The 19674-nt window shown below is 41.0% G+C and carries 21 protein-coding genes; 1 reads left to right on the top strand and 20 read right to left on the bottom strand.

From position 1 onward, the window contains the following. Positions 1-349 precede the first annotated feature (349 nt). The 18 genes from G622_RS0117755 to G622_RS0117670 form a co-directional block, all read right to left on the bottom strand. Positions 350-865 (bottom strand): hypothetical protein, encoded by a 516-nt coding sequence (locus G622_RS0117755; protein WP_026511801.1) that lies wholly within the window; start codon positions 863-865, stop codon positions 350-352. A gap of 158 nt (positions 866-1023) precedes the next feature. Then, on the bottom strand, positions 1024-1545 hold the full coding sequence (locus G622_RS0117750; RefSeq protein ID WP_242833021.1) for a TetR/AcrR family transcriptional regulator: 522 nt from the start codon (positions 1543-1545) through the stop codon (positions 1024-1026). Then, entirely contained in the window at positions 1505-3070 is a 1566-nt protein-coding gene (locus G622_RS0117745) for a phytoene desaturase family protein (protein ID WP_026511799.1), read from the bottom strand. Before G622_RS0117745 ends, G622_RS0117750 begins: the two co-directional genes overlap by 41 nt. Positions 3071-3219: 149 nt before the next feature. Continuing rightward, the gene (locus tag G622_RS0117740) at positions 3220-3999 is read right to left on the bottom strand and encodes a hypothetical protein (RefSeq protein ID WP_026511798.1); all 780 of its coding nucleotides are present in this window, start codon (positions 3997-3999) and stop codon (positions 3220-3222) included. 147 nt (positions 4000-4146) lie between these two features. Continuing rightward, positions 4147-4314: a hypothetical protein gene (locus tag G622_RS25970; protein ID WP_155831547.1), complete on the bottom strand. Its 168-nt coding sequence runs from the start codon at positions 4312-4314 to the stop codon at positions 4147-4149. Beyond that, a complete protein-coding gene (locus G622_RS0117730; RefSeq protein ID WP_026511797.1) occupies positions 4307-4618 on the bottom strand; it encodes a type II toxin-antitoxin system PemK/MazF family toxin in 312 nt (103 codons plus the stop codon). Before G622_RS0117730 ends, G622_RS25970 begins: the two co-directional genes overlap by 8 nt. Further along, positions 4615-4857 carry an AbrB/MazE/SpoVT family DNA-binding domain-containing protein gene (locus G622_RS0117725; RefSeq protein ID WP_026511796.1) on the bottom strand — a complete coding sequence of 81 codons (243 nt, stop codon included), beginning with the start codon at positions 4855-4857 and terminating at the stop codon, positions 4615-4617. Before G622_RS0117725 ends, G622_RS0117730 begins: the two co-directional genes overlap by 4 nt. A gap of 161 nt (positions 4858-5018) precedes the next feature. Continuing rightward, positions 5019-5378: a dihydropteridine reductase gene (locus G622_RS0117720; protein ID WP_026511795.1), complete on the bottom strand. Its 360-nt coding sequence runs from the start codon at positions 5376-5378 to the stop codon at positions 5019-5021. A 36-nt stretch (positions 5379-5414) separates the two neighbouring features. Further along, complete coding sequence (locus G622_RS0117715) at positions 5415-6434, bottom strand: NAD-dependent epimerase/dehydratase family protein (RefSeq protein ID WP_026511794.1); 1020 nt, start codon at positions 6432-6434, stop codon at positions 5415-5417. A gap of 188 nt (positions 6435-6622) precedes the next feature. Beyond that, positions 6623-7201: a TetR/AcrR family transcriptional regulator gene (locus G622_RS0117710; protein WP_026511793.1), complete on the bottom strand. Its 579-nt coding sequence runs from the start codon at positions 7199-7201 to the stop codon at positions 6623-6625. A gap of 84 nt (positions 7202-7285) precedes the next feature. Continuing rightward, complete coding sequence (locus tag G622_RS0117705; protein ID WP_026511792.1) at positions 7286-8560, bottom strand: hypothetical protein; 1275 nt, start codon at positions 8558-8560, stop codon at positions 7286-7288. Between the two features lie 21 nt (positions 8561-8581). Beyond that, positions 8582-8770, bottom strand: a complete 189-nt coding sequence (locus tag G622_RS0117700) for a hypothetical protein (RefSeq protein WP_026511791.1) — start codon at positions 8768-8770, stop codon at positions 8582-8584. A gap of 142 nt (positions 8771-8912) precedes the next feature. After that, positions 8913-10178: an alpha/beta hydrolase-fold protein gene (locus G622_RS24910; protein WP_049945937.1), complete on the bottom strand. Its 1266-nt coding sequence runs from the start codon at positions 10176-10178 to the stop codon at positions 8913-8915. A gap of 267 nt (positions 10179-10445) precedes the next feature. Then, entirely contained in the window at positions 10446-10967 is a 522-nt protein-coding gene (locus tag G622_RS0117690; RefSeq protein ID WP_026511790.1) for a DUF4256 domain-containing protein, read from the bottom strand. Positions 10968-11106: 139 nt separating this feature from the next. After that, entirely contained in the window at positions 11107-12489 is a 1383-nt protein-coding gene (locus G622_RS23545) for an MATE family efflux transporter (protein ID WP_044958000.1), read from the bottom strand. After that, complete coding sequence (locus G622_RS26735; RefSeq protein WP_255347433.1) at positions 12486-12611, bottom strand: hypothetical protein; 126 nt, start codon at positions 12609-12611, stop codon at positions 12486-12488. Before G622_RS26735 ends, G622_RS23545 begins: the two co-directional genes overlap by 4 nt. Positions 12612-12764: 153 nt before the next feature. Then, on the bottom strand, positions 12765-13649 hold the full coding sequence (locus G622_RS0117675; protein ID WP_026511789.1) for a Gfo/Idh/MocA family protein: 885 nt from the start codon (positions 13647-13649) through the stop codon (positions 12765-12767). 256 nt (positions 13650-13905) lie between these two features. Then, the gene (locus G622_RS0117670; protein ID WP_155831546.1) at positions 13906-14064 is read right to left on the bottom strand and encodes a bacteriocin; all 159 of its coding nucleotides are present in this window, start codon (positions 14062-14064) and stop codon (positions 13906-13908) included. Between the two features lie 166 nt (positions 14065-14230). On the opposite strand from G622_RS0117670, the gene G622_RS23540 reads away from it, so the two are divergent. Beyond that, the gene (locus G622_RS23540) at positions 14231-15355 is read left to right on the top strand and encodes a cysteine desulfurase family protein (protein ID WP_044957999.1); all 1125 of its coding nucleotides are present in this window, start codon (positions 14231-14233) and stop codon (positions 15353-15355) included. Here G622_RS23540 and G622_RS0117660 read toward each other — a convergent pair. Both G622_RS0117660 and G622_RS23535 read right to left on the bottom strand, forming a co-directional pair. Continuing rightward, a complete protein-coding gene (locus G622_RS0117660) occupies positions 15349-15987 on the bottom strand; it encodes a hypothetical protein (protein ID WP_026511787.1) in 639 nt (212 codons plus the stop codon). The genes G622_RS23540 and G622_RS0117660 overlap by 7 nt on opposite strands. Before the next feature lie 73 nt (positions 15988-16060). Continuing rightward, on the bottom strand, positions 16061-19408 hold the full coding sequence (locus G622_RS23535; protein ID WP_026511786.1) for an alpha-L-rhamnosidase: 3348 nt from the start codon (positions 19406-19408) through the stop codon (positions 16061-16063). Between the last annotated feature and the right edge of the window lie 266 nt (positions 19409-19674).

The following is a 19674-nucleotide window of genomic DNA, read 5'->3' as shown; positions in this document are numbered from 1 at the left end:
GATGATGGAACCGACATGACAGAAGGTACCCATTGTCTGGGTATCTTTTTGTTTGGAGGTGTATAATGCTTAGATTCTTTTTAGAGGTAGGTCTAGATTTTACATGAATATGAACAGATTAGTAAAGTAAGGTATCGCATATCTGTTAAATCAAATGCCACAAATGTGTTAAATGCAATTCTTCATACTTTCGTACGAAATCCATTTTAATAAGAGCTGCTTTCACCTTTGAATTAAGTTCCATAATACCATTTCTCCTTAATGACATAATTGTCATAGCGCAATATCCATGTGTTCAATCATCGATTAACCCTTTACCAAATCAGTCAACGCGCTAAAAATGAAGGATTCAGCCACCCTTCCCCTGAATAACTATCCCATTTCCATATTCATCATAGACAGTCCTAATTGGATCACCAATAATGCACCCCGGGTAGTCATCTTCCATTCGAAGCACATTTCCGGATATCAGGAAATTTTTGTAATCGTAGTAATAAACAAATCTATCCAAGAATTCATAGGTGTGAGCCGAATACTTTACCCCATCAATATATACCGTTGTTTCTGTTTGTCCAAGAAAGAATAGGACGGCTGGGAGGTACATAAAGAATGCTCCAGCTACAAGTACTGCTACAGTTGCAATATAGGCAGCTGCCCTTGCGGCTTTATTAGATTGTCGTCGTATAAGCTGGATTATTCCGATGAGAATTCCAAGAAGCGCTATGACTACAAAGACCTGATATACAAAAACTCTGAGCCTAAGATGAAGGAGAGCTAACGATCCTGATAAAAGAACGAATCCGATAATGACAAAAATCGTAATTGAAAAAATATGCTGTTTTCCCCATTTAAGAGTTTTTATCATACCGGTTCCCCCATTTTCGCCTATTTTCGATGCTTCTGACTATAGCAGAATAGAGGCTGCGCTTATAAATTTTGCTGATAATATAGCGGCTGATTAAGCTTCTTCTTTGTGACTTTGCTACGTCATGGTGATTTTGTTGCTGCATAGTTAAACTTGAGCTATTTACGCAAAATCCCCATAAGCCACTCGGAATCCGGCGTTTCGAGGCTTTTATCAATGGTCATTTCTTCCATTATACCCTGGAAGGCTGACCAGAAGCATAATGCCAGGAGTTTGGGATTGCCCTCTCTGAAAACTCCCTCTTTCTGTCCCTTTTTGATTGCCTTGGCAGTGTTATCAACTGCCTCCACAGACATAGCAAGCTTTCTGATATGCTCAGGCATTCCAGCCCTTCGGGCTTGGGCCATAAGAACAAACATATTGCTGACAAAGGGCTGTAACTTGGCATATTTAAAGAGCTCATCCAGCATTCCTTTAAGAAAAATATCCGCAGGGATGCCCTCACCTCCGGCAGTGGCCTTTGTGTACTCCATGCCCATGGTAACCAAGGCTGCCAGCAGTTCCTCTTTGGACTTAAAGTAATGGAACATTAGTCCTGTACTCATAGGAACCGCAGCAGCAATATCACTTACTTTGGTCTCATGATACCCTTTTTCCACAAACAGCTGCAATGCTGTCATAAGTATCTCTTTCCGCCTCTCTTCCTTCTGCTCTTCTCTGGTCATTTATTCTTTCCTCAAATTCTTTTCTACTAAACATTCTCTGAATTGCAAATTTACCATTGGTTACAGCTACCGGAAGTCCGCCGGGCTGGTTGCTCCACTGGCCTGCAAAGCAAAGGTTTTTAATACCCTTAATGTAGCCCTTTACTCTGATAGTCTTACTGCCAGGTGTAGTCATAAAGCTCATGTAGCTGCCATGATATGCGTTGCAATATCTCTCATAAGTAAGAGGTGTCCAGGCATCCAGATATTCCATTGTACCAATAGTCTCCGGAAATGCAGTCTCAATCCTTGTCCTTACTGCCTCTGCCAGTTCCTCTTTTGCCCTATTGTACTCCTCCTTTGTAAGAGACTTCCACCACTCATAATCCGCATCACTCTGGAAAATATTAGTCTGGATCACCTGTCTGTCCCCATTAACAAAGGTATCATCATAACCGTAAACCTTAACATACATTCTGTCAAAAGTACCTGCGCCGACCTTAAGAGGCTCGATGTCGATAAACACAGTCTCCCCGGGATTGAACTTTTTATCTGCTGCAAAAGCTACCTGAAATCCACTGATGGCACGATATTCCTCGGAAGACTCATAAGCCTTCTTATAAAGTTTAGGCATATACTTTTCATCTATAAGCTTTTTGAAAAGAACTACAGTATCTGCGGTACAGATAAACACATCACCTGTGACTGTCGTTCCATCCTCAAGAAGCATTGAAACCACTTTTTTCTTCTCAATATTTAACTTCTGTGCAGGCTTGTTGTAGAAAATTCTGCCACCAAGATCCTTGAAGCGTTTCTCCATTCTAAGGGACAGCTCCAGAGATCCTCCAACCGGAATGCTACCGTTACCATCAGCTATAGTAGCATATGAAACAAGTAGTGAATATGCTGTATAATCCCCCGGAAGATAGTCACAGAGCATCTTCCTGATAAGAGGCGATTTAAATCTCTTACTGTATTCCTTAAGAGAAAGATTTCCAAGTTCCTTCATAACATTCACGAACTCACCCATCTCTTTACCGTAGTTAATGTAGTCCATAAAGCCAAACATATCCAGAGGCTTAGCTGCAGGCATGACGCACTTCTTGGAGTACTCAACATAATCAATGAATTTGTCTATCTCTTCCTTATCTTCAGGAGAAAGCTCTGTCAGTTCTCTTCTGGTCCTATCAAGATCAACCCAGAGTGTTGCTTTCTTGTCACCATGCCAGGAAGTGAAAAAAGAATTAAGAGGCGCATATTCTGTATCATCTAAAAGAGCCCCAACCTCTTTCCAGACATCATTGAGTTCTGTTCCTTTTTTGGTACCTGTAAGCCAGTGGATACAATTGTCGATAACAAAGCCCTTTCTTCTCCAGCCTATGCACTCCCCGCCGGGAATAGCGTTCTTTTCATAGATTTCTGCATCCATACCACAAATTCTGGCATAGATACCTGCTGCTAGTCCTGCAACCCCACCACCGATAATAACTATTTTTTTCATATCCTTACCCCGCTTCGCCACAAAATTGAATACATATTCATTGAATATGTATTCAATATAAATCCATGGATTAAATTTGTCAACACAAAGTCCCATCTTCTGCATCAAATACAGAAAATGGGACTTTCCTTTAAGGCAAATCAGCCAAATTATTTAACTTTTAGTTTGTAGTGGAACTCAGTGTTGTCACCGAAGCATTCCCAGAACTTAATATAGTAAGTGCCTTTTTTCACATTGATTGTTTTGGTTTTTTTACCGTTGCAAACTGACCAGTTGGCGAGAACTCTCTTGCCCTTGCTGTTGTATATGTATACACGAACATCAGAATTACCTTCGCCCAAACCATAAGCGGTGATTTTCAGTTTCTTCTTCCCGCGGGGTATTACGATCTTACGGCAATTCTCTGATGATTTGCGGTTATTTGTTGCGGTAGTGTAAGTGCAGCCCAATAAGTATTCTGTGTTTTCCTTATTAAAGGCAAGTCCCTTCTTCTTTGTAAAAATCTTGTTAGGGGTGAAAGTTACGTTATACTTTACTGTAGCGCCACGGCCAAATGTATCCCAAAGCTTCAGGTAATGTGCGCCGGCTGTAACATTGGCTGATATAGTGAATCTTCCCTTGCTTGTTGATTTGTTCTGAATCTCTGATCCGCCGTAGCTGTTATAGAGATAAATTCTTACATCTGCATTTGAGCTACCGGTGATTATGATACGTCCGGCAGATTCAGTATTGATGGTTCTACAATTTTCTCCCTCCGGAAAATTGTTTGTTACAGAGCTATAATTCCAGATGCCTCTGGTATTGGTTTCCGTGTACTCTGTACCGAAAGATATTGTTGAGCTTGCTGCCTTAACATCCATCGGCTGTGCGAGTGTGATGCTCATGATCCCCGCGAGCACCAGACAAGCGATTTTTTTCATACATTTCATTATATATTCCCTCCTTAAATAATGTAATCGGTCGCAATTTTAGCAAAAGTTCCCCATAAATGCAAATCGCGTTTCCTAAAAATCTCCCTCGAACACCATTTAAAGTGGAAATATCAACATCATATAAATCTAGGCATGCGGCATAGTTTACTCTATCTTTGGAAGGCTCCATCTGTAATGGGCAGCCAGGTTACGAAGAACCATGATTGTCAAAGCTCCAATCAGCATGGATGTCATGGGACTAAGAAATGACCAGCACAGGGAGCATACCAAAGCTCCGATCAAGGATGCGCAGGCATAAACTTGTTTAGTCATACTCGAATATTCCCTGAACAGCATCGGATACATTCATTATGTTTTCATATGAAAGCAAATCAACTCGGTTACATCCTCTTGCCTTGGGGTCAATGGCCTTTATCTGCTCACAGATTACTGTGCCCGACTCACCATTCTTACCTTTAACCTCTAGATGTATTGGTCCTGCCGGAATCCCTGAAATCATTGGACATACATGAAAAATACCCGTTGCTCTTATAAATGCATTTTTACTAACAATTACAAATAACTGCTTTTTAAATCCGTTAATCTTAATTATGTCCCCTTGATTAAACTCCGTCATAAAATCTCTCTCCCTACCGGTTCGCCCCAGTCAAAATCGCAAACTGTTATTTCTCCGTTAAATTCTGCCAACCTTTCTTCAAAAGTTTTATGAACAAACTGCTTCTTCAGCACAATTGTGTCATCCTTTATTTCGATGTCCAGTACATCAGAGATTTTCAACTGCATTTTATCAAGTATATCCTTTGGAATTCTAATACCCTGACTGTTTCCCCAGGATCTTATTACTACCTGTTCCATAGAATCACCTCCTAATTGTGTATATACATTTTACAGTATAATTATATGTGTTTCAACTTCTCTTCCCCCCTACAAACTGCTTATACATTAAAATTGAAATAGAAACTCAAAAAAAGTGCCCTTTCAAGAATATTTTTTCATCGAAAAGGCACTGGTATGCTTTATTGTGCTTCTCCTGTTATCTCTTTAGCAAGTTCCAGAATCTCAAAGGCATATTTTTCCTTACCCTTTTTAAGGAGCTTTTTGTATAAAGGATAGTTGATGATACAGACAGCAGCACCTACTATTCCAAGAAGCACCCCGATGACCATGAAAATTACTCCTGTTCCAAAGACGCTAAGTCCAAAGCACATCCCTGCGCCAAAGATCAAAGTCCCAATAATTCCAAGTGTCATGGCTGTTATAAATGCCGGAAGCTTTGCTCTTTCATCAAGCTTTTTAAGCTGCCTTACCTTATTTGTTTCCTTTGGCATGTAATCCTTTGCAACACTTTCTGCATAAACCTTATCTAAATCGTTCATCGTATTCTTCTCCTTCTTTTCTCTTGAATGTCCTTTTTATGCGATCTTTCCTGTTTCTTTTAGCCATCTGATCTCGTCACGTATAGTCTCTCTATAAGACCTTGTGGTATAACCAAGGTCCTTACTTGCTTTACTTGAATCAAATCGGTTGTTTCTTGCAAGGTTGTAAACGGAGAATGTTGTCATAAGAGGCTTTTCTCCAGTCTTCTTAGCCTTTTTCTCAAGTACCCCGGCAATCAGGTTTGCTACTGATATTGGTAAAAAGAACTTCATCTGCTTGCAACCGCTCTCCTCTGAAACAAGCTTTGTAAAATCCTTAAAACTAACAGGCTCATTTCCAAGGATGTAGCACTCTCCGCTTTTGCCCTTATCAGCTGCCCCAATGAGTCCGTCAGCCAGGTCCCTTACATCACACAGGTTAAAACTTCCATCGATTCCGGCAGGCATCTCTCCATTGATGATGTCAACTAAAGTCTTGGTGGTCTCGCCCATTGCAAAATCCTCAGGCCCAAGAATTCCTGATGGATGAACTACGCAGGCGTTAAGGCCTTCCTTCGCTGCCTTAAGGACCACATTTGTTGCCATTGCCTTGGACAATGAGTAGCATCCTTTGATCCTCTCAGGGTCAAGGGGTATAGATCCTTCGCACTCTCTTATGGTTCCTTTTTCTTCCTCAGGTATTGCTCCTGTTGATGAGCAATAGACAAGCTTTGATACATTGTGCTTCCTGCACATCTCTATGATGTTTTCTGTTCCACCGACATTTACATCCATGACTTTCTGACTGTAATCAGGATTTACTGTTACGATGCTCGCTATATGAAGCACAATTACTTCCGTATCTTCAGGTGTCTCAAAGAATCTTTCCAGGTCATCTTTGTTGCAGAGATCGCCGTATGCTATTTCAACTTCCTCAGGGAGATATTTTGCTGACTTGTCGCCTTCAAGGACAAACGCCCTTACTTTTTCATTTCTTTCAACAAGCTTTCTGCAGACTGTGCTTCCAAGAAATCCTGCTGCTCCTGTTACCAGATACATCTTATTTGTTTTGCTCATTTATCTTTTCCTTTCTTATTCTCAATTTGTTTTTTCGCTCTTTGCTTTTAGCTTGAAGTCATTATAGGAAAATGAGCACATAAAAAGAACAACACTTTTTGCAAAATGTGTTGATTTCAGGAGTACAGGTCCCGACACGTTTTGTAAAAAGTGTTGATTTGTAAATTCGATATAGTGTTTTTACTGCGTTATGGCTTGATGATACACTTCTGTATGACGCTTATGATCTCATCTTTTGACTCGGTACATCCACCTCGTACCCACTCAGTGACAACTCCGATAATGCCCTTAAGATAAAAGACCATGATAAGTGGCTGTTCTTTTTGGGGAACTCCAAACCTTGTAAGAATGGGGCCGAATATTGTTTTAAACCAGGTTTCATAGGTCTTTTCTGCGCCCATCATTTCGTTCTTTTCATACATCAGATAAAAGAGCTTGCGGTTCTCTTCCACAAAATCCAGATATGGCATCAGATACTTGGGTGTTACAAGAAATAGCTCATCCTCATTTTTTTCATCAATATCAAGTGCTCCAGGCCCCTCAGCACCAAAGCGCCCAAAGAAATCTTTATATACAGCTTCCACCGTTTCATGCAGAAGATCATTTACATTATCATAGTGAAGATAAAAGGTGGATCTGTTAACGCCAGCGGTTTCACATATCTCCTTAACAGAAATAAGTTCAAAATCTTTACTGTCAAGAAGTGTCAGTAACGCTGTATGCATTTTTTCCGCTGACTTAAAATACTTGCTCTCATTCTTGTTCATAGCAAAGCTCTCCTAACACCTGTAACTTCCAATATGAATTACCTTTTTGAAAATATTGTTAAAAAACGTATCTTCCCGAGCCATTTATGATTCTATTTCCGGCTCGATGAACCCGGCATTGTCTGGTTTCACCGGCTGCCGAAGCTGGTAGTGGATTCCATTTTCCTCCAGCTGACTCAGAAAACTCTTTATGATAATATCTTCCCTGAAAGTCTGATGTACCGAAAGGAAGATTTTCCCATTGATGGCAGCAATCTCTGTCACTAGTGGATTGGCAGATGGAACATGTGTCCAAAATTCCAGAATGTATGGACTAAGTGCTCCAAGCTTCCACTGGCCAACATAGCTTACCATATACGTAAAGGCGGTACCTCTTCCACTCATCATCTGTCCGAAGGCTCGCTTTTTTGCCTCCAAAGTCGGTAATCCCTGCAGAATCGATCGTACATAGCTTGCAACCCCAATCAACTGGCCGCAGACTTTGTCCGCATCACTTTGAATAAATGTCGCACCGCGATGAACCGTACATTGTGTTTCAAAAGGCATGGACTTCACGCGATCTGTGTATGGAAAAGCAACACCAGAAAGGCAGTTGTGGTGAGTTTTTTCCGCGTGAAGCATAGGTCTTGCATTGACCGAATATCGACTCATGATAATCTTCTTACGTTCTGGATATAATGCGTCAATAGCTCTGGCAAACAGGATCGAAATCATAGTGCCTGGGCTGGCGTCATTGGCTGAGCTAAAAGAGACAAATGCCGCTTCTGGTATCTCAATATCCCAAATCTGCGGTGAAGACGGTGTCAGCCCTGCGTCTGAGGCTAAAGAGAACACCGGCACGGTCGCAGGTGCTTGTCTGCCTGAGAGATCAATTGAGGGCAGATGCTCCATTGGGTCAATTGTCTCTTCCAGTAGGATAGAGTCTTCAAGAGTGCGAATTCCCGTATGATCCGTTACACCGTAACGTTTTTCGCAATAATAATACAACATCGTAGCCAGCACCATATACATACCGAATCCGTCAGTTATCCCATGATAGAAATCCAGGCAGATCCAATCCTCGTAATAGCAGACACACCAGACATGAAAATTGCTCTCTTCCGTATTCAGCCTGATACTGCTGTCTGTATGAAGAACGGAAATGGGTGCAGGATTTTCCTCATAGTAAAAATTTTCATTGTCCTTTTTCATCCGCACGCAGAGATAGGGATACCTCTGCCTAGTCTTATCAACTGCTCCCTTCAGAATCTCATCGTCGATCTTATCCCGCAATCTAAGTTTCAAACGAACCGTATAATCCATATTAATGCCAAATGCCCCCATTACAGTTAGAGCATCTCCTAAGGTTACCGTATACATATATTCATCTCCTTTTTTCCCTTATAGCGTGACAAGCAGCCCCATCACACCTTTGGTCACGGAATTGACATTCATCGCATCTATTGTTTTAAAGCCATTCCAGCAATCATCATAAACAGTAGAGCCATCTTTAATTGCATATATCTGACAGATGTTGCTCTCGTTCCCGCTACTTTCGGTAATGTACTGATGTAATTGCTCTTTATTCAAAACAATAGCCTCCTCTCAGGTAAGATTCAGACGTCCTAAGAAAAGGCTAATATGATTAAAAATTGTTTTCAAGAAAAATCATAAAATTATTTATATTCAAGAAAGATAGAAGCCTTTCAATTATCACGGCGTTAAAAACACACTACTGCTGGAACAACCATTCCATAACTGCTATACAGTTATAGGCGTAGTCGAATGAAGCCATATGGTATGAAGCTCCGCCTCCGGCGCCTCCACCATTTCCGCCCATCATTCCTTGAGGCTTCTCGCCGGTCATTTCCATAGCCGGCTTATCTTCACTTACATCTGAAGAAGCGTCTGTAGCAGCCTCGGGATTTGAAAGGCCTCCTTCTTCAGAAGAACTCATCTGCCCGCCGTTTCCTCTTTCGCCAAAGCTGCCATCTCCACCGCCCATGGGTGAATTGCCTGTTCCTGCATCAATAGTTCCTGTTTTCCAGGATATGAAGTATGCTCCTGTAGCTTCTCCACTGAGTAATTCTGATGCAGCTGATGAAAGCTCATCTGCCGACCATGTTCCGTCCCATTGTGCATATGTGTAGGTGACGCCATCTGCGTCATATCTGGCCATAAGGTCCTGTGCTCCGGTCCATGCACTTGTATCATCTTCAGCTGCAAAATAAACGAAGGTCTGCCCCTCCAGATTTGAAAGAAGTTCCGTATCCCACTGACCATCAACAAACATACACGCAGCATATAAATCCGGGTATTCCGATGCAAGTATGAGTGTCGTCATGCATCCCATGGACTGACCTGTTCCATAGATTCTATCAGTATCTACTGCGTACTCATCTGACATGTAATCAATAAATCTCTTGGTGAGCTCAACATATTCTGTTGTACTATATCCATCATGGTCATCAAGAATTGTTTCAGGATATGTTGGTACAGCTACTATGGTCGGATATACTGACTGCCATTCTGATGTTGCCCATACAAGACCACCAAGCCCCTGTGTAAGCGAATACTCCGCATCGGTTCCTGCAGTTGTCGAATCACCTATAAACACAACCATGGGGTATTCTGAATTTTCATCATATCCTTCAGGAAGATACAGATTATAAGTTATAGAAAGACCCGTCTCCTCATCAGTATAAGTGAGCTGGTCAAAAAGATCTGTATATGTCTCCACTAGACTCTCTTCATCTTCAGCAAGTGTGTTACTGACAAGTCTCAACTCTAACGTAGAACCGGTATCTGTAGTTGTTTCAGTTTCTGCAGCAGAATCTGAAGTTTCTTCTTTTACCTCTTCAGAAGAAGCACTTTCTTCCTGAGTACTTTCCGATGAATCGGTCTGGATACTGTCTACCTGCTGAGCCTGGCTTCCACAAGCTACTGCAGATACGGTTATCGCACATGTTGTCAAAATAGTTGCTAATTTCTTGAACATTATAAAATTCCTCCATTTATCTGTTCCTGTTTATCATAAAAGTTTTGGAGTATTTTATATTGCGAGCTACCATTCGCAGTAAGCATATTCACTGGATCAAAACGTGCCCTGTTTTCAACTTACAGTCTCATTATAGACGAGTTAACTTAATCCAACCTAAAGAACCAATAAATATATTCTAAAATCATTAGTTACTTATTTTCTCTTCAAGCTTCTTGCGCTGTCTTCTTTCATACATTGTATTCAAAAATACCCTCTTTTCCTCGTTTATATAAGCGTATAGCCTCTGAACCCACGCACGGAATAGTACGAACCCGCCCCGTTATGGAATGTGAAAACCGTTCCGTAACGTCGTTCGCAGAACAATGCACCGCCCTTGTCGCGAATATCATCCGGCGTAGTGATCCAACTTGACGTTTTCAAATCAAATTCCCCGAGACTTTGCAGTCGGCGATAGAGTTCCTCCGTCATGATCAAAACGCCGATTTCTTTTGCTTTCCATTCGGCGCTGCCTGACGGCGGGTTTTTAGCACGCCCCTGTAATGCCTTTTCGTCATAGCACAGGCTTCTGCGCCCAGAAGGGGACTCCTTTGCGCAGTCGCAGAAAATTAGCTTTCCCGTCTTTTCGTCATAGCCGATGGTATCCGGTTCTCCTCCGCTCTCCTCCATCCTTCTCAAAACATCCATGGAGCCCGGATGCTCAAGCAAACGTTTCTCCACGTCAAGCCAACTCAGTTCCATATGAAGATTCTTATTATCCTGAAACCTCGCTTTTAATATTTCTAACATGGTTTACCCCTCCAATCCCTCGATTTGAATTGCTTCACGATTTCACCGATATACTTGTCATGCGGATCATGTCCTTCGTACATAACCTTAGCAATATCTTCCGATATTACGCGCATCTTAAAGTAATCTTAATGCTGAATCAATTTATTACACCGTCAGCGGCCAACTTATTGATCGTCAAGCTCCGCAAAGATACAAAATATGTAATTATCAAAATACAATCAGCAAGTGCCCAGGCACAGATTTCCCCAAAATAGATACCATGATATCCTATGATACGAGTTAAGAAAATCGCGCAGGCTACCCTCATTATCAGCTGTGCAAAGCTTGAAAGCATAGGAATTATGCTGTTTCCCATACCCTGCAAGGTTGATCTGACAATATACAAAATGTAGAGAAGCGGGAAAAATGCAGCCAGTACCTGCAGATAATTGTATCCATATGAAAATACCTTGGCGTTTGCAGTCCCTGTATCTATGAATAGTTTCATCAAAGGCTGCCCAAAAATGATCATCACCACAGAACATAAAATAGCCGTTATAATACCAAGCAGTACGCTTACTTTTACTCCGCTGCGTACACGTTCATAATCTTTTGCCCCCATATTCTGCGACACATATGCAACTACAGCTAATCCATAAGAAGATGCTGCAATCTCAAGAAGTGCATATATTTTTCCTGCTATGGTATATCCGGTGAGAAAAGAGAGCTCATACTGATTGATCCTATTGATGACGATAAGCCCCCCTATTGCAGTGATCACACTCTGAAGCGCCATTGGAAGGCCAATTGTCATCAGCTCTTTTACCACGGTAAATCCACTCTTTAATCCGGAGCTCTTTGCGGAAGTCGCATCAGCAATGCCCTGCCTGTTTTTATATACGTTATAACCACAGATAAGCATAACTAGGCATTCCGAAAGGATTGTACCGAGAGCCGCTCCTCCTATCCCCATATTCAGAGCGCTTACAAACAATATGTCCAAAACAATGTTGCACAGTGAAGAAACAGTCATCGCCATAAGATGAGTTTTGCTGTTTCCTCTGCTTCTTAAAACCGCAGCAAAAAGCTGATAAAAAATAAGAAAAGGAAGCCCTGCAAATATGACATCAACGTAGGTTTTAGCAAAAGAGAACACCTCATCTTTTGTATCAAGCACTCTTAGTACAAATCCGGAAGTGCCAAGCAGAAGCGCCACAAGAGATATGGTTAGACCGAAACAGATTGCCTTAGCCTTTTTATAGTACTGAGAAAAAGCAGCTTCGTCTTTTTCCCCATACTTATTACCCAATAAAACTGAAAATCCCTGGATTAAGCCTATGACAAATCCATTCACCAGGAATATATACCAATCAGTTCCGCCTATGGCTGAGAGCCCTTTGGCGCCAACTTTCTGGCCTATAATGATGCTGTCTACAATAATGTAGAGCTGCTGAAAAACATTACCAACTATCAACGAAAAAGCAAAACTTAAAATCAGTGATAATGGTTTCCCCTTAGTCAGATCCCGATCTTCATTCATACGCCTATTCCTCCAAAATAATAGCTGCATAATTCATCTGATGTAATTCCCCTTGTCATTTCTAAGATGGAATCATCTTCATATGCCATTTCATCATAATCATAGGCATATGTTTCAATCATTTCAAGATCTGCTGATAGGAAATATTAGACATCTATTAGACTTCTATTATCTTTTTATAAAGCGCAAAAAATTCCTTTGCAAATTTGTCTTACTATCATATAGGCTACATCAGGGGCAAAGTTAATATGTTTTATTGCAACATTCCCTTATATTTACATAAGAGAGCGCTCAGCATCTCCTCTCCCTAAGCCTCCAAATACAGTGGAATAATAGCCGGGAGTAAGTGCTGTCATCTCAAAACGTGATTCCACCTCATAGATTTTCCCGGATGCTGCGGCGATATCAATTCCCACCAATATCTCCATACAATGAAGACCATACTCCTTACTGCATCTGTTAACTCTTCCTGCACGGATCGAGTAAGCAAGTTCTGCCACACCGACACCTCTGCTTCCGTAATGGTCAAAGGGCATAGGATCGGACATTTTGTTTGTGCCGTTATAACCGTGGCTAAACGGAAGTGTTACCCAGTCGTTCTCCGGCAAAAGAATTTCTGTCTGTCCGCTAAATGTATCCGGATTTCCGACCTTCATAATTCCGTTTGTTCCAAACAGCATTATGAGATTCTGTTCGGAATTAATGGTGTTACCGTTGATGTGAAGGCTTACCAGCGCACCACTCTCAAATTTCAATGTTGCAGCTACTATATTACTTCCGGGTATCTGCCAGCTGTCCTTTGATTCATCAGTAAATAAAAGCTCCCTGTTATGCACTGGTGCAGGAGCAGTGAATCCACTGACTTCCTTCACCGGTCCAAGAAGGGATACCAAAGTAGCTATGTAATATATCCCCACGTCATAGGATAGTGCCCCGCCATCTTCCTGAAGGAATCTGAAAAGTTCAGAATTAAGGTTCTGGTTTCGATTGATCGATACCACACCGCCTGTCACTTCACCTATCATCCCACGTTCCAAAGCTAGTTTGGCGGTCTGTGTCCCGGCACCCAAAACAGTATCGGGAGCCACCCCAATATACAGATTTTTCTCATTGGCAATTCTGACAAGCTCTCTTGCTTTGTCTATATCTGTAGTAAACATTTTTTCTGTATATACATGTTTGAAAGATGCTCCGCCGGATCAAGTTCGTTTTTTACAAAATAATACCGGAGACCATAAAGTCCCCGGCATTAGCATAAGTTATTCGCCAACCGAAAGGGCAGCAACCAGTCTGATTGCTCCCTTATAAATCTAAATTATCGTAGAATACCCATATTTAGAAAAAATGTCAAACTCTCCTATAAGGATTTCCTATAGTACCGCCTGGCCTCTTTACTTCTCGCTGATACATTATAAGTCATGGTTTCTTTTTTTTCTCGCATTTATTTCCAACCAAAACTTGTCCGGCCGGACAAGTTTTTTTAACCCCACCAGCAACTTTTTCCAACTGTTTATCCGTCAATTCTTCAATATTTCTTACAACTTCATTTATATCTTTCTTTTTATTATCAGCCATATCAGTGACCCTTGTTACTAAAGCCTTATCTAAGCCCCGCTTAAGTAACAATTATTCCTTTCCATCTAAATCATTGTTTATTGCTTAGAAGTATACTATATTAATTGTATAATATTATTTAAAAGGAGCCATTAAACCTTTATTATATTTTCATAAATATTGACATATGATATATCTTGATAATGCAGCAACAACAAAAGTTAATCCGGAAGTTCTGGAGGCTATGCTTCCCTATTTTAGTCAGCAGTTTGCAAATCCTTCTGCCGCACACCATTTCGGTCTTGAGGCAAAAAAAGCTGTTGAAAAAGCCAGGGAGTTTTGTGCTGAATTAATTGGAGCAGATCCTTCTGAGATAGTTTTTACATCAGGCGGTACAGAAAGTGACAACACCGCTATTTTTTCAGTGCCTGAGAATCGGCACATCATTACTTCTTTGGCAGAACATCATGCTGTTTTAAATCCATGTAAAAAAATAGAAGAACTTGGGCGCAGTGTCACTTTTCTCTCACCGAGTGAAAATGGCGATATTTCTGCTTCTTCCATTGAAAGCGCTCTAAAAGAGGAAACGGCTCTGGTTTCCGTCATGACTGCCAATAACGAGATAGGAACCATAACCGACATTAAAGCCATTGGCGCTCTGTGCAGATCCAGGAAAATACTTTTTCACACTGATGCAGTGCAGGCTTTTGGGCATATCCCTATAGATGTAAATGACATGAATATCGATCTTTTATCAGCCAGCGGTCACAAGCTTGGCGCTCCTAAAGGAGTTGGTCTCCTCTATATGAGGAAAGGCGTTCGGATTTCACCTTACCTTTATGGAGGCGGGCAGGAACATGGGCTAAGATCCGGTACTCTTAATGTCCCTTCGATCATTGGTCTTGGTGAAGCGGCAAGGCTTAGCAGGATTCACCTGTCAGAGAGATCCAGAAAAGAAACGGATTTAAGAGACTACCTGATTTCAAGGGTTCTTTCCGAAATTCCCGGAGCAAAATTGAACGGAAGCAGCGTTGGCAGGCTCCCTGGCAATGCGCATTTTTCAATTCCACAGGTGAATGGCACAGAAATCATGGAACTATTATCAGGTAATGAAATATTTATTTCCACCGGCTCAGCCTGCTCCTCATCCAACTCACGGCCAAGTCATGTTCTCACGGCCATCGGCATGTCTGCAGCCGACGCCCGCTCTTCTATCCGTGTTACACTAAGCTATGAGAATACAAAAGAAGAAATAGATATTTTTATTCAGAAATTAAAAGAATACGTTGAAGCATTAAGAAATCTTCAATGAGAAGAGATTTCTTTTATCTCTTTAATCTCGTTGAAGATTTCTTCTTCCATTTCAGGAAGTTTCTCAAGTATTCTCCTTCTGGCCTCAGTGTCTCCACCCTCTTTTTCCATAGATGCCCTAAGTCTTTCGGTAAAATGCTTTGTGTTATCACTGATGCACTTTTTAAGCTCCTCGTCAGTCTCTGACACTATACATGGCCGGACTATCTTAAGCCTGGCGGCATATGTCAGACTATCTTCGTCAGATTCCTTTGAGCGAAACAGGATTTCTGCTACTACCATCTCCTGATACTCTCTTTTTTCCTTGCCCTCAAGCATCGCATTGTTAAATTCATCATCGGAGAGGCAGATTCCGCACTCATCTGTGAGAAAAGAGAACAAATCATCACTGTTTTCTGTAGGACAAATCCCCTTAGCAATCTCGCCATTAAGAATCAGTACCCAGTATGGTGTCCCATCACCGCCAAATTCATAAAGAAGTTCGTGAGACTCATCGCAGGAAAATTTGATAATCTCAATATCTTTTTTCTCCAGAATACCAGTCAGCGGTTCCACTTCCAAACACATGGAGCAGCCTTCCTGGTAAAAACATATAAGTGCCTTGGTTTTGTTTAGAATAATGTCTTTTGTCATATTTTTTCCTTCTTAATATAATTTCACTCCGGACTGATATGCAACCCCCCTGCCACATTTCCTCTAAAGTTATTCATATCAGAGTAAACTCATGATGTCCGCTTCCTACCTTAGTAGCCTTATTCTCAAGACAAATCGTTGCAGAAGCGCCTGCAGGAACCTCCAGTAAATAGGTGTATTTTCCTGTCTCTCTATCATGCTTCCACTCTGCTTTTATTACTCCATAAGGCGAGGTAAAATGGCCCTTCACATACTCATACGCTGTATTTATGCAAGGCTTTACATAAAAATGTCTGTAACCCGGCATATCCTCATCCCTCTGAATTCCAAGTACATACATGTAAAACCACTCTAAAACCGCACCGAGAGAGTAATGGTTAAAGGAATTCATGCTATTGTGACCACCAAAACCATTCTCTATAGTAAAGGAATCCCATCTCTCCCAAATGCTTGTGGCACCCTGAGTTACAGGATATAGCCATGAAGGGCAGGCTGTCTGAGTCATTAGCTTAAATGCATCATCCTCATGTCCTGTCATAGTGAGCATCGGGTTAAGCGGCGCTGTTCCAAAAAATCCTGTCTTCACAAGATGTCCTGTCTCTCTGGTCTTCTCGCTTAATCTGTCTCCCACCTTTTGTACAAATTCATCCTTTACCATTTTAAAAGCAAGTGGTAATGCGTAGGAGCACTGAGTGTGATCTGCAGTTTTTCCGGTTTTGTAATCAAAATACTTATCATTAAACGATGTTTTTAACTCATCGTATAAGCTGCCGTAGGCATCAGCATATTTATCATCGCCTATAGCTCTTGCCATTTTTGACATCACATAGGCGTTATATCCATAAAAAGCATGACATATAAGTCCAAGATCCGTCTCCTCAGGTGCAAGCCAGTCTCCAAGTGTAAATCCGCCTGCCAGATTACCTTCCGCCCACATCTTTTCAGAATAATTCATGAAAAGTCTCATAGCTTCAATATTATCCCGGATAACCTGGATGTCACCATACTGCTGGAAAAGCTCATAGGTCACATGTAGCGCAGAGCTCTCATAGGTATAACCACCAAAGCCGCCGCCAACAGGCGCAATATCAGGATATTTTCCATTTTCTTCCTGAAGATCTCTCATTGCCATAAGCCAGTTTTCATAGAACATTCTGGTGTCGGCATTAAAGGTTGCTGTTCTTGCAAAAATTGAAGTATCACCATCCCAGCCCATTCTCTCGTTTCTTTGAGGACAGTCAGTGGGAATTCCAATAAAATTCGACTGCTGTGATCTTCTGACATTATCAATGAATTTATTTGTAAGCTCGTCTGAGGTTTCAAGCGATGAGCTCATATCATATGCCGATGAGAGCACCAACATCTTAACCTCTGATAGCTCAGGCTTTTTGGTAACCCCACTAATCTCAATATATCTGTAGCCTCTGAATGTAAATTTAGGTGTGTAGTCCTCTCCGCCTTCATCCCCTGCAAATGTGTAAAGGTCTGTGCAGTCTGCATCTCTTAGGTTTTCAACCATTAGGGTTCCTGTTTTTCCTGCAAATTCTGCTATGTCAGGATAAAGAAGCTCTGCATATCGAAGAGTTGCAACCTGTCCCTTCTCTCCATAGAGATGAAGTCTTGGAACACCGGCCACATTTACACCCATATCATAGATGTAAATACCTTTTTCTATCTCAGTTACTGACTTGGCAGTAAGCTCATATGAAACTCTGATTCCATCCCCAATCTGTCCGATAAATGAGGGTTCTGTAAGGTTTACCTCAGGCCACTGCATAGGTCCCTTAGACATTGTTTCCGATTTTCTTATCTGTATTACAGGAATTACATCGGGCTTCATCCATTTAGAATCGTCATATTCAGGCGTATCAAAGCCCTTTATTCCCGGATATTTGTTTGCATCATAATGTTCACCGTGGAAAAATCCGGCGTAGGTCCATGGTCCTTCATCATAATATTTCCAGTCAGAAGTATTGGTCTCATAATTCTGAACACTTCCGTCTTCATACTCCAACTCTATCCTTCCAAGAAAGGACTCACGATCTCCGTAATAGTTATAATTACCAAGCACGAATGTCTGCGCATCGCTCCACCAGCCTGATGCAAGAATTACACCAATAGCATTCTCACCTTCAGAAAGCATATCTGTAATATCATAGGTCTGATACATCATATGTCTGTCATACTGAGTCTGTCCGGGATTAAACCAAGTGTCCGTAACGGGCTTTCCATTTACGCTGCACTCATATATTCCCCTTGCAGTAGCATAAAGCCTCGCCTTTGCAAGTTTTTTTGATTCCACCCTAAATATACTTCTTAGCATAGGAATCGACGTATGGCTGGGATTTTCCGTTATAACAGCATCGCTGTCCTTTGTGCTTAAAAGAATAGACGAAGAATCATTTGATGCCTGCATAGGATTTATGTGATAGGTTTTCGTATCAAGATAAACTATGCCATAGGGCTTCCTCAGATTTCTGACTTCAATCCTGTTTACAGTAACCCCCTGTCCTTTAGGGACAAAAAATCCTATATCGTTAAGTCTCGGATATGTATTTACATCATTATCGCCCAGAGGATTCAATACTCTTGGAGCTTCCATTTCTCCAAAAAACGTTTTTGTTACAGTGACATCAACTCTTTTCTCATCAATAAGCGCATACGCACTATTCCCCATAACCTGAATATCTATAACATGTTCGTCATACAAATTGTCCTTAGAAATAATAGGATTTTTATCCTTGTCATCATAGTCACAGATATTAACTTCAGCATAAGGAACATCTTCTCTGTCTTCAGGAGCTATTCCAACTCTGTATATCTTCAGCTTATAGGGTTCTTCTGAACAATCAAACTCATATTTAAAATAGTTATCTCTGTCCTTTATTCTCTTATCGCCTCGTCCGAAAATCACACCGAAGCGGTTACTTTCATCATCAAATTTAAATCTGACCTTTAATCCAAATACACCTCTCACATCAGAACTCAGGTTGTATTTTGATGGTCCAATCCATTTTGCACCTCCGAAGCTCTCAGGAGATTCATCCATAAAACCTGTTTCAAAAAAGTTCCTACCACTTTCTGCAGTCTGACCATGATTATCAGTTGTTTTCACAGTCCAGTAATACGTTGTTCCTGCCTTAAGCTTAATTCCTTCATAAATTACTTCACTCATTCCGGAATCTTCTACTTCCCCTGAATCCCAGATTACTGTACCATCTGTTCTTGTTACTTCCAGTCTGTAATTTTTTTGCAGGGTATTATCCTTATCGCTCTCAATTTTCCAGGAAAATCTTGGCTTTTGGGAATCTATTCCCAACGGATTTGTTCTGTATTCTGTTTTGCAATCAATAATTTTCAATCCCATAAAGCTTGCTCCCTCTCCTTTTGTACTTCCACTTATTGCTTTTTTGTAACTCATGACTTCCTGCGAACTGTTTCCACTTTTCTCCCAAGAAATCAAATATTTCTAAATCAACTGACAGTCATATTTTATAATTCCCTTTACTAAATTTGTATTGCTAAAACCTCTGGAATTTACTAAATTTAACTAATTTTTCGGTGGACTTAAAATATTATGTGTGATAAAAAATTGATAGTGTCAAATAATCTATGAAAAAACTGGGTCAAAAAAATAGGCTCAGATGAACCTTGAAAAATGCAGATATTTAGATTGAGGTAGCCGGA

The sequence above is a fragment of the Butyrivibrio sp. LC3010 genome (genome assembly GCF_000424385.1).
Lineage (GTDB): Bacteria > Bacillota > Clostridia > Lachnospirales > Lachnospiraceae > Butyrivibrio.
Note: the sequence above shows the minus strand (reverse complement) of the source record. Positions and strands in the feature narration are given on the sequence as shown.

Excerpts from the sequence above, each read along its gene's own strand:
- G622_RS0117755 (WP_026511801.1), bottom strand. The coding sequence starts at position 865 with ATGATAAAAACTCTTAAATGGGGAAAACAGCATATTTTTTCAATTACG.
- G622_RS0117750 (WP_242833021.1), bottom strand. The coding sequence starts at position 1,545 with ATGACAGCATTGCAGCTGTTTGTGGAAAAAGGGTATCATGAGACCAAA.
- G622_RS0117745 (WP_026511799.1), bottom strand. The coding sequence starts at position 3,070 with ATGAAAAAAATAGTTATTATCGGTGGTGGGGTTGCAGGACTAGCAGCA.
- G622_RS0117740 (WP_026511798.1), bottom strand. The coding sequence starts at position 3,999 with ATGAAATGTATGAAAAAAATCGCTTGTCTGGTGCTCGCGGGGATCATG.
- G622_RS25970 (WP_155831547.1), bottom strand. The coding sequence starts at position 4,314 with ATGACTAAACAAGTTTATGCCTGCGCATCCTTGATCGGAGCTTTGGTA.
- G622_RS0117730 (WP_026511797.1), bottom strand. The coding sequence starts at position 4,618 with ATGACGGAGTTTAATCAAGGGGACATAATTAAGATTAACGGATTTAAA.
- G622_RS0117725 (WP_026511796.1), bottom strand. The coding sequence starts at position 4,857 with ATGGAACAGGTAGTAATAAGATCCTGGGGAAACAGTCAGGGTATTAGA.
- G622_RS0117720 (WP_026511795.1), bottom strand. The coding sequence starts at position 5,378 with ATGAACGATTTAGATAAGGTTTATGCAGAAAGTGTTGCAAAGGATTAC.
- G622_RS0117715 (WP_026511794.1), bottom strand. The coding sequence starts at position 6,434 with ATGAGCAAAACAAATAAGATGTATCTGGTAACAGGAGCAGCAGGATTT.
- G622_RS0117710 (WP_026511793.1), bottom strand. The coding sequence starts at position 7,201 with ATGAACAAGAATGAGAGCAAGTATTTTAAGTCAGCGGAAAAAATGCAT.
- G622_RS0117705 (WP_026511792.1), bottom strand. The coding sequence starts at position 8,560 with ATGTATACGGTAACCTTAGGAGATGCTCTAACTGTAATGGGGGCATTT.
- G622_RS24910 (WP_049945937.1), bottom strand. The coding sequence starts at position 10,178 with ATGTTCAAGAAATTAGCAACTATTTTGACAACATGTGCGATAACCGTA.
- G622_RS0117690 (WP_026511790.1), bottom strand. The coding sequence starts at position 10,967 with ATGTTAGAAATATTAAAAGCGAGGTTTCAGGATAATAAGAATCTTCAT.
- G622_RS23545 (WP_044958000.1), bottom strand. The coding sequence starts at position 12,489 with ATGAATGAAGATCGGGATCTGACTAAGGGGAAACCATTATCACTGATT.
- G622_RS26735 (WP_255347433.1), bottom strand. The coding sequence starts at position 12,611 with ATGATTGAAACATATGCCTATGATTATGATGAAATGGCATATGAAGAT.
- G622_RS0117675 (WP_026511789.1), bottom strand. The coding sequence starts at position 13,649 with ATGTTTACTACAGATATAGACAAAGCAAGAGAGCTTGTCAGAATTGCC.
- G622_RS0117670 (WP_155831546.1), bottom strand. The coding sequence starts at position 14,064 with ATGGCTGATAATAAAAAGAAAGATATAAATGAAGTTGTAAGAAATATT.
- G622_RS23540 (WP_044957999.1), top strand. The coding sequence starts at position 14,231 with ATGATATATCTTGATAATGCAGCAACAACAAAAGTTAATCCGGAAGTT.
- G622_RS0117660 (WP_026511787.1), bottom strand. The coding sequence starts at position 15,987 with ATGACAAAAGACATTATTCTAAACAAAACCAAGGCACTTATATGTTTT.
- G622_RS23535 (WP_026511786.1), bottom strand. The coding sequence starts at position 19,408 with ATGAGTTACAAAAAAGCAATAAGTGGAAGTACAAAAGGAGAGGGAGCA.